This is a genomic window from Bradyrhizobium sp. PRIMUS42 (assembly GCF_023006515.1).
In the GTDB taxonomy this organism is placed as follows: domain Bacteria; phylum Pseudomonadota; class Alphaproteobacteria; order Rhizobiales; family Xanthobacteraceae; genus Bradyrhizobium.
This window is the reverse complement of sequence record NZ_JALBGZ010000200.1, coordinates 1-9,265: the sequence shown is the minus strand read 5'-3', so window position 1 is coordinate 9,265 and position 9,265 is coordinate 1. Positions and strand designations below refer to the sequence as shown.

Sequence of the window (9,265 nt, the reverse complement as noted above, 5' to 3'; positions counted from 1 at the left end):
CCCGCCGCGGCCAGGTCGGCTGGTTCGAGGCGCTCGGCAAGCAGAGCCCGGCGGCCGCCGCGCCGATGGCGCGGGATTCGATCTTCCGGATCTTCTCGATGACCAAGCCGATCGTCTCGGTCGCCGTCATGTCCCTGGTCGAGGACGGCCACCTCCTGCTCAGCGACGCCGTTGCCAAGTTCATCCCGGAATTTGCCAGCCAGCAGGTCGGAATCGTCAAGGACGGCAAGCTCGAGCTGGTGCCGCCGGCGCGGCCCATGACCGTGCAGGACCTGCTCCGCCACACCTCGGGCCTCACCTACGAGCACCAGGGCGATGGCCCCGTGCACAAGCTCTACCAGGAGTCCCGCGTCCGCAGCCGCAAGATCACCAACGCCGAACACGCCGCATTGGTGGCGAGCTTCCCGCTGGTCTGCCAGCCCGGCGCGGAGTTCAACTACAGCCGCTCCACCGACATCCTCGGCCGCATCATCGAGGTCGTCAGCGGCAAGTCGCTCGGAGCCTTCCTCACCGAGCGCGTGCTCGCGCCGCTGCAGATGGCCGAGACCGGCTTCTCGACCTCCGAGGCCAACGCCGGGCGGCTTGCCGAGCCGTTCGCGGCCGATCCCTGGACCGGCGACAAGGTCGCGCTCTTCAACATGCACGAAGCACCGGTGATGGAGTCCGGCGGCGGCGGGCTGGTTTCGACCACGATGGACTATGCCCGCTTCTGCCTAATGCTGCGCAACGGCGGCACGCTCGACGGCAACAGGATCATCGGCCGCAAGACGCTGGAACTGATGGCGTCCGATCACCTCGGGCCGCATGTCGTGACGAATGGCACGCTGCTGTCGCCCGGGCACGGCTTCGGTCTCGGCTTTGCAGTGCGTCGCGAGGCCGGCATCGCGCCCTTCCCCGGCAGCGTCGGCCAGTATTTCTGGAGCGGCATCGCCGGCACGTTCTTCTGGATCGATCCGAAGGAGGACCTGTTCGCGGTGTTCATGAGCCAGGGCCCCGGCCAGCGCGACTACACGCGGACCTTGGTCCGGGATCTGGTTTACGCGGCGGTGGAGTGAGGTTTCTTCCGTGAAGGGAACGATCGAGCGACAAGCTCAGTGCAACCTCTCCCGCTTGCGGGAGAGGTCGGCGCGCAGCGCCGGGTGAGGGCTCTCTCGGCCAGGCGATTGTCCCATCGTGGAGACACCCTCTCCCCTACCCTCTCCCGCAAGCGGGAGAGGGAGCGCACTGTTCGCCGCGGCCACACCTCGGCCTGATCTCACACCTCAACTAATCGTCGCGCCGCCGTCGATCACCATGGTCTGGCCGGTCATGAAGTCGCCGGCCGCGGATCCCAGGAACACCGCCGCGCCCGCGATCTCGTCGGGGATGCCGATGCGCAAGAGCGGCGAACGCGCGGTCGAGGCCTTCAAATTCTCCGGATTGTCCCACAGCGCCTTGGCAAAATCCGTCTTGATCAGACCCGGCGCGATGCAGTTCACGCGGATGTTGTGCTTGCCGTACTCGCAGGCGAGGTTGCGCGCGAGCTGCATGTCGGCGGCCTTGGAGATCGCGTAGGCGCCGAGGATGGTCGAGCCTTTCAAACCGCCGATCGAGGACACGATGATGACCGAGCCGTCCTTGCGCTCGATCATCTGCGGCACCACCATCGAGATCAGCCAGTTGTTGGCGACGATGTTGTTGTCCAGAATCTTCCTGAACTGATCGTCGGAGATGCCGGCGAGCGGACCGTAATACGGGTTCGATGCGGCGTTGCAGACCAGCACGTCGATCTTGCCGAAGGCGCGGTTGCTCTCGTCGACGAGGTTTTGCAGGTTCTCCTTCGAGGAGATATTGGCGGCGATCGCGACCGCGGTGCCCTTGCCGTATTTGTCGTTGATGCCCTTGGCGACCTGCTCGCAGACGTCGGCCTTGCGCGAGGAAATCACCACCTTGGCGCCGTGCTCGGCCATGCGTTCGGCGATGGCGAGCCCGATGCCGCGCGTCGATCCCGTGATGACTGCGACTTTCCCCTTCATGTCGAACAAGGTCATGTTTCTCTCCCAGATTGATTTTGGTATTCGATGTCATTCCGGGGCGGTCCGCAGGACCGAACCCGGAATCTCGAGATTCCGGGTCTGGTCCTTCGGACCATCCCGGAATGACAACTTCTTCAGGCGAGCTTCTTGACTTCCGGTCCGGCCGGCTGATGCATCGCCGCGTGCGCAGCATCCGCGATCCACGGCTGCTGGTTCACCATCGGCAGCCGCCAGACCGTACGCTCGGGACTTGCGAAATGATCGAGCCGCGTCACCGAGCAATTGTCGATGTCGAACGACAGCCCCCGCTCCGCCTGACCGTCGAGGGCGAGGCCCAGCGCCGCCTTGATCGTGCCGCCATGCGCGACCGCGATCACGTCCTGCCCGGCCGCCTCATTGTTGATCCGCTCGATGGTGCGGCGCGTGCGGTTGTAGAGATCCATAAAACTTTCGCCGCCGGGCGCGGGCTCGTTGATGTCGGCGAACCAGCTCGTGCCGACGGGGCGGCTCGCGACGAACTGGGCGCGGTTCATACCCTGCCAGCGGCCGAGATTTTGCTCGGCGAGGTCCGCTTCCCACTTCATCGACGCAGGCCTGGGGAAGCCGGCCGCCCAGATCGCTTCGGCCGTTTGATGCGTGCGCTGCAGATTGCTCGAATACCAGACCGCGTTGCGTGGCAGCACCTTGGCAACAGCGTTGAATACATAGGTATCGCTGGTGTCGCAGGCGATGTCGGACTGTCCGTAGATGTTGCCGCCGTCGTTGCGCACCGGCGCGTGACGGACCCACCACCACCGTGTCGTGACCACATTGGGCTTGTCTGCACCTGCCATCGAAACCCTTCCATCCCGTTTGATGTCGCTGTACGTCAGTAGTGAGCGTGTCTCAAGACACTTTACCGTTTGAAATCTTGTTTGAAATTCCGTCGCGCGGCAAGGGCCGCGCGAGGCACCACAAGGGAGAAACGCATGGGCCGCCTGCAAGGCAAATCCGTCATCATCACCGGCGCCGGCAGCGGCATCGGTCGCGCCGCCGCGCTGTTGTTCACCAGGGAAGGCGCAAAGCTCATTGCGGTCGATCGCACCGAGGCGGTGAAGGAGACCGTCGAGGAGGTGAAAAAGGCCGGCGGCGTCGCGGAAGCCATGATCGCCGACGCGGGCTCCGAGACTGATGTCATCGCCGTGATCGACAAGGCGGTGAACACCCACGGCCGGCTCGACGTGATCTGGGCCAATGCGGGCGTCAGCGGCGGGCTCGTCCCACTCGGCGAGCAGACCGTGGAGCATTGGCAGGAGGTGTTGCGCGTCAATCTGATCGGGCCGTTCCTCGCGGTGAAGCATGCGATGCCGCATATGGTGAAGCAGCAATCCGGCGCGATCGTGCTGACGGCGTCCGTCGCGGGCCTCAAGGCCGGCGCCAGCGGACATCCTTATGCCGCGAGCAAGGCCGGCGTGATCAGCCTGGTGCAGACCACCGCGTATTCGCTCACCGGCACCGGCGTGCGCATCAACGCGGTGTGCCCGGGCCTGATCGAAACAGGCATGACCAAGCCGATCTTCGACCGCGCCAAGGAGCGCGGTACCCAAGACAAGATCGGCCAGCTCAACCCGCTCAAGCGCCCCGGCCAGCCGCACGAGCTCGCGGCGATGGGCCTGTTCCTGGCGAGCGACGAAGCTTCGTATGTCAACGGCCAGGCGTTCCCGGTGGATGGTGGCCTGACGGCGTCGATGCCGTATACGGGGAAACCGGTGTAGCGGGCACGCGCTCGTGTCCCGGACGCGCTGCGGCGTTCTTACGCTGCTGCGCAGAGCCGGGACCCAGCAAGCCACAGCGCTCGCTGCAACATGGGCCCCGGCTCTGCAGCGCATCACTTCGTGCTGCGCAGCGTCCGGGGCACGAGATGAGGTGTCGGCGCGATATTGCTTCCGCACCGTCATTGCGAGCGGAGCGAAGCAATCCAGGACTGCCGCCGCGGAAAGACTTTGGATTGCTTCGTCGCAAGGGCTCCTCGCAACGACGGAGTGTGCGGGGGCGGCTCGTAGGATGGGTAGAGCGAAGCGAAACCCATCAACACTTCCTTCGTTGAAAGATGATGGGTTTCGCAAGTGCTCTACCCATCCTACGTCTCTCAAATCGCAGACACACCTTCGCATCCTCGCGGCTTGTTTCGCCCGAGCTTTGCTTCATCGCTTCACCCTCAATTGAAAGAGGGCGCAGGGAAGACCGGGCGCCGGCTGGCACCCGCGGTCCACTGTGCGAAAGGCAGTAGCGAAATCTGCACAGCGGCATACAGGTGAAGCCAAACAACCGGCCTTCCCTGCGCAGTGGTTTGACGGCTTATGTCGTGCTCTCCCCGGGGAGCGATGCACTATTGCCCCCGTCGCCTTGCGATGCGCGGACCCGGTCGGGCCGCCACATCACCGCTGAGACTTGACGCACAGACCCCGGGCGTCAGGACCACACGATTTTGCCGTACGCCGATCACACCGGTCGTGCGCGCGAGGTGTTTCGCTCACGGTTGCCCGCCCTGCGAAGCTCTTCGCGCCGATGCAATCAGCGTCCACCGCCGTCCGGCCCGCGTTCGTGACGATCGCGACACGCCCCTCTTCCTTGGGCCGGGTTGCCGCGACACATACGCCATTTCCGAATTTCGGTAAATCGGAATCTTTTTCTCAGTGCGGATTGACCGACCACTGGCGTGTTTTGCCCGACGGGCAACGCGATATCTTGTAGCCCGGATGGGCGAAGCGACATCCGGGACTCACGGCACCAGAGGTCCCGGGCATCGCTTCGCTCACCCAGGCTACGGGACCATCATGTTGATTTGCTCATTGGAGCCCCACGTTGGTATGGTTCATGCAAGCGCCTCAGCCTCCGTCTTCCTCCGACAAGAAATGACAATGCCCAACCCGATCTTCCCGAGTTCCCGACCCGATCGCATCCGCCACCTTCTCGCTGAGCTCATCGGCTTCGACACCGTCAGCGACCGCACCAACCTGCCGCTGATCGCCCATATCGAGAGCTACCTCGCCTTCCTCGGGGTCAAGGGTGAGCGCATCACTGATGAGACCGGACAGAAGGCTTCGCTGTGGGTCACGATCGGACCGGAGGATCGGCCGGGCTTCGTGCTGTCGGGCCACACCGACGTCGTGCCCGTGGTCGGTCAGGACTGGAGCCACGATCCGTTCAAGCTGATCGAGCGCGACGGCAAGCTCTTTGGCCGCGGCACCACGGACATGAAGGGTTTTGTCGCGGTGTGCCTCGCGATGGTGCCGGAGATGGTGGAGGCCAAGCTCAGGACTCCGATCCATCTGGCGATCTCCTATGACGAGGAGATCGGCTGCGTCGGCGTGCGGCCGATGCTCGGCGAGGTCGCAAAAAAGAAGATCAGGCCGCTCGGCTGCTTCGTCGGCGAGCCGACCGAGATGAAGGTGATCATCGGCCACAAGGGCAAGCACGGCGTGCGCGCGACGTTTCGCGGGCTTGCCCGCCATTCCTCAATCGCGCCCGACGGCGTCAACGCGATCGAATACGCCGCCGAGCTGATCGTCGAGATCCGCCGCCGCGCTGTTGCGCTCGCGGCCGCGCGATCAACGGACAGCCTCTACGATGTTCCGCATTCGACGCTGCTCACCAGCATCGTGCACGGCGGCGCGGCGCTGAACATCGTGCCTGACACCTGCACGGTGGATTTCGAATGCCGCGGTATCGGCATCACGGAGTCGCGCGAGGTCACGGATGCTATCGTCGCCTGGGCCAAGGCCGAGCTTGAGCCCGCGATGAAGGCGCGGCATCCGGAGTGCGGCATCGATTTCGAGGAGATCCTCGACTACCCCGCGCTCGACACTACAGCAGATGCCGCGATCGTCACGCTCGCCAAGAGCCTTGCGGGGCGCAACGACCACGCCAAGGTCGCCTTCGGCACCGAAGCCAGCCTGTTCGCCAGCATGGCCGACATCCCCTCGGTGGTGATCGGACCGGGATCGATCGCGCAGGCGCACACACCGGACGAGTTCGTGGAGATGGCCGAGCTGGAGAAATGCGCGGGCTTCGTGGAAAGGCTGATCGCGCATTGTGCGATGGGCACGGTGTAGGTGCCGTAAGGTGGGCAAAGCGAAGCGTGCCCACCACTTCTGCCAGCGATCGCAGAAAGATGGTGGGCACGGCGCTACGCGCCTTTGCCCACCCTACGGGAGGTCTCGTAGCCCGCATGAGCGAAGCGACATGCGAGACCAATGTCCCGGATATCGCTGCGCTCACCCGGGCTACGACACTTCAAGCAAAAAGGCGCGGCCATCAGCCGCGCCTCTTTCCTACACCGCGCCCGCCTTTTGCGCGTATTCCCACGACGCCTTTGACAGCGGCACGGTGCGCTTGGCTGACTCCAGGGCCTTGGCGTTGGCGGCGGTGCCGTCGCGGACGCGGCCGGCGATGCCTTGCGTGATGCCGGCGAGGCGGAACAGATTGTAGGCGAAGTACCAGTTGAGATCAGGCACCGTCATCTTGGTGACGTTGCAATAGATCTGCGCGGCCTCTTCCACGCTCGGGATGTTGAGCGCCTTGAGGTCGGCGCCATCGAGGCCCGGCATGATCCACTGCATCAACAGATAGGTGAAGTCGGCCATGGGATCGCCGAGCGTCGACAGCTCCCAGTCGAGCACGGCCTGCACGTGCGGTTCCGTCGCGTGGAAAATCATGTTGTCGAGGCGGTAGTCGCCATGGACGATCGAGACGCGCGCCTGCTCCGGCACGGTCTTGGGCAGCCATTCCGCGACCTTCTCGAACTCGGGAATGTGCTGGGTCTCGGACGCCCGATATTGCTTGGTCCAGCGGTCGATCTGGCGCGCGAAATAATTGCCGGGCTTGCCGAACTCGCCGAGGCCGATCGCCGCGGGGTCGTACATGTGGAGTTTCGCCAGCGTCTCGATCTTGCTGGTGAAGATCTTGCGGCGGTCTTCCGGAGCCTGGCTCGGCAGCGTCGGATCCCAGAACACCCGGCCCTCCTCCATCGACATGATGTAGAAGGCGGCGCCGATGACACCGTCGTCCTGGCACAGCGCATAAGCGTGCGCGACCGGAAAACCCTGCTTGCCGAGCGCTGCGATCACGCGATATTCGCGATCGACCGCGTGCGCCGAAGGCAGCAGCTTGCCGAACGGCTTCCTGCGCATCACGTAGGAGCGCTTCGGCGTGTCCAGCCGGTAGGTCGGGTTGGACTGGCCGCCCTTGAACTGGAGCACGACCAGCGGCCCCTCGAAGCCTTCGACGTTGTCGCGCATCCAGGCTTCGAGCCGCATCTCGTCGATACGATGCCGCTCCTCGACCGGCTTGGTGCCGGAGAACTCTTCGTCTTTCCTGACGCCGTCAGCCACGGTGACGCTCCCTCATTTTTTTCGTCATTCCGGGGCTCGCGCAGCGAGAACCCGGAATCTCGAGATTCCGGGTTCGATGCTGCGCCTCGCCCCGGAATGACGGTGAAGAGAGCGCGGTCAGCGCTCTCCGCCGTTTTTAGTGCCTGGGAGAATTGGCATACTTCCGAACTTCGAGCCTTGCAATGGCGCGATTGTGCACCTCGTCCGGACCGTCGGCGAGCCGCAGCGTGCGGATGCCGGCATAGTCCTTCGCAAGACCTGCCTCGTCGGAAACGCCCGCGCCACCGAAGGCCTGGATCGCCTCGTCGATGATCTTCAACGCCATGTTGGGCGCCGCGACCTTGATCATGGCGATCTCGGCCTGCGCGGTCTTGTTGCCAACCTTGTCCATCATGTCGGCGGCCTTGAGGCAGAGCAGACGCGTCATCTCGATGTTGGTGCGGGCTTCGCCGATGCGCTGCTCCCATACCGAGTGCTCGACGATCTTCTTGCCGAAGGCGGTGCGCGACATCAGACGCTTCACCATCTTCTCCAGTGCTTCCTCGGCCTTGCCGATGGTGCGCATGCAGTGATGGATGCGGCCGGGACCAAGGCGGCCCTGCGCGATCTCGAAGCCGCGGCCCTCGCCGAGCAGGATGTTCTCCTTCGGCACGCGCACGTTCTCGAGCAGCACCTGGGCGTGGCCGTGCGGCGCGTCGTCGAAGCCGAACACGGGCAGCATCTTCTCGACCTTGATGCCGGGGGTGTCGAGCGGAACCAGGATCTGCGACTGCTGCTGGTGCTTGGCCGCGTTGAAATCGGTCTTGCCCATCAGGATCGCGATCTTGCAGCGGGGATCGCCGACGCCGGACGACCACCATTTGCGGCCGTTGATGACGTAGTGGTCGCCGTCGCGCACGATGCTGGTTTCGATATTGGTCGCATCCGACGAGGCAACCGCGGGTTCCGTCATCAGGAACGCCGAGCGGATCTCGCCGTCCATCAGCGGCCGCAGCCATTTGCGCTTCTGCTCCTTGGAGCCGTAGCGCATGAACACCTCCATGTTGCCGGTGTCGGGCGCCGAACAATTGAACACTTCCGAGGCCCAGGAGATGTGGCCCATCTGCTCCGACAACAGCGCGTATTCGAGATTGGTCAATCCCGCACCACGGAATTCATCATCCTCATGCTCGTTCGGCGGCATGAACATGTTCCAGAGGCCTTCGGCCTTTGCCTTCTTCTTGAGGTCCTCGAGAACCGGAATCACCTTCCAGCGATCACCGCTCTTGTCCTGCTCGTTATAGACCGGCACCGCCGGACGCACGTGCTTGGCCATGAACGACTGCACGCGGTCGAGCCATTCCTTTTGCTTGGGGGACAGATCGAAATCCATGGGACGCTCCTCGGTCTTGCTTTGCAAAGCTGTTTTGACCGGACTGTCCTCCCGCTGCGCACGGCCCGCAAGCGCGAATGCGCTGACATTGCGAGCCTTTCGAACGCGTTCGCGCGTTGCGAACGGGTTGCGATTGCGGATTGACTTTCTCCGGCCTTCAAACGATAGTTTCATACAAGTGTTTGAATTGCAACTCCCTCCCTGAGGGCATCCATGGCCAGCGATCATACGAGGTCTGCCATTCTCGCCGCCGCCGAACGGCTCTATGCCGATCGCGGCTTTGGCGACGTGACGCTGCGCGACATCGTCGCGGAGGCCGGTGTCAACCTGGCGGCGGTGAACTATCATTTCGGCTCGAAGGACGAGCTGATCGCGGAACTATTTGTCACCCGCTCGTTCGCCACCAACCGCGAGCGCCTGCGCGAGTTGAAGGCGGCGGAAGAGCAAGGCGGCGGCCGCGCGCCGATCGAGGTGATCCTGCATGCGCTGGTCGGGCCGACGCTGCG

The 9,265-nt window shown here is 64.0% G+C and carries 8 protein-coding genes; 4 read left to right on the top strand and 4 right to left on the bottom strand.

The genetic code is table 11. From position 1 onward, the window contains the following. Positions 1–1,055, top strand: a 1,055-nt coding sequence (locus MOV75_RS16920) for a serine hydrolase (protein ID WP_247006231.1), incomplete at its 5' end; no start/stop codon positions are given. Between the two features lie 207 nt (positions 1,056–1,262). Here the strand turns inward: MOV75_RS16920 and MOV75_RS16915 are convergent. Together MOV75_RS16915 and MOV75_RS16910 are read right to left on the bottom strand one after the other, a co-directional pair. Next, a complete protein-coding gene (locus tag MOV75_RS16915) occupies positions 1,263–2,030 on the bottom strand; it encodes an SDR family NAD(P)-dependent oxidoreductase (RefSeq protein ID WP_246918642.1) in 768 nt (255 codons plus the stop codon). Between the two features lie 119 nt (positions 2,031–2,149). Continuing rightward, positions 2,150–2,848, bottom strand: coding sequence for a histidine phosphatase family protein (locus MOV75_RS16910; RefSeq protein WP_246918640.1), 699 nt, complete (start codon positions 2,846–2,848; stop codon positions 2,150–2,152). Positions 2,849–2,983: 135 nt separating this feature from the next. On the opposite strand from MOV75_RS16910, the gene MOV75_RS16905 reads away from it, so the two are divergent. After that, positions 2,984–3,769, top strand: coding sequence for an SDR family NAD(P)-dependent oxidoreductase (locus tag MOV75_RS16905; protein ID WP_246918638.1), 786 nt, complete (start codon positions 2,984–2,986; stop codon positions 3,767–3,769). Between the two features lie 1,146 nt (positions 3,770–4,915). After that, positions 4,916–6,109 (top strand): acetylornithine deacetylase, encoded by a 1,194-nt coding sequence (gene argE, locus MOV75_RS16900; protein ID WP_246918630.1) that lies wholly within the window; start codon positions 4,916–4,918, stop codon positions 6,107–6,109. 219 nt (positions 6,110–6,328) lie between these two features. Here argE and MOV75_RS16895 read toward each other — a convergent pair whose 3' ends face one another. Beyond that, positions 6,329–7,387: a phosphotransferase family protein gene (locus MOV75_RS16895; protein WP_246918620.1), complete on the bottom strand. Its 1,059-nt coding sequence runs from the start codon at positions 7,385–7,387 to the stop codon at positions 6,329–6,331. 136 nt (positions 7,388–7,523) lie between these two features. Next, the gene (locus MOV75_RS16890) at positions 7,524–8,759 is read right to left on the bottom strand and encodes an acyl-CoA dehydrogenase family protein (RefSeq protein WP_246918611.1); all 1,236 of its coding nucleotides are present in this window, start codon (positions 8,757–8,759) and stop codon (positions 7,524–7,526) included. A gap of 213 nt (positions 8,760–8,972) precedes the next feature. Here MOV75_RS16890 and MOV75_RS16885 point away from each other — a divergent pair. Next, positions 8,973–9,265, top strand: a 293-nt coding sequence (locus MOV75_RS16885; protein ID WP_247006230.1) for a helix-turn-helix domain-containing protein, incomplete at its 3' end; no start/stop codon positions are given.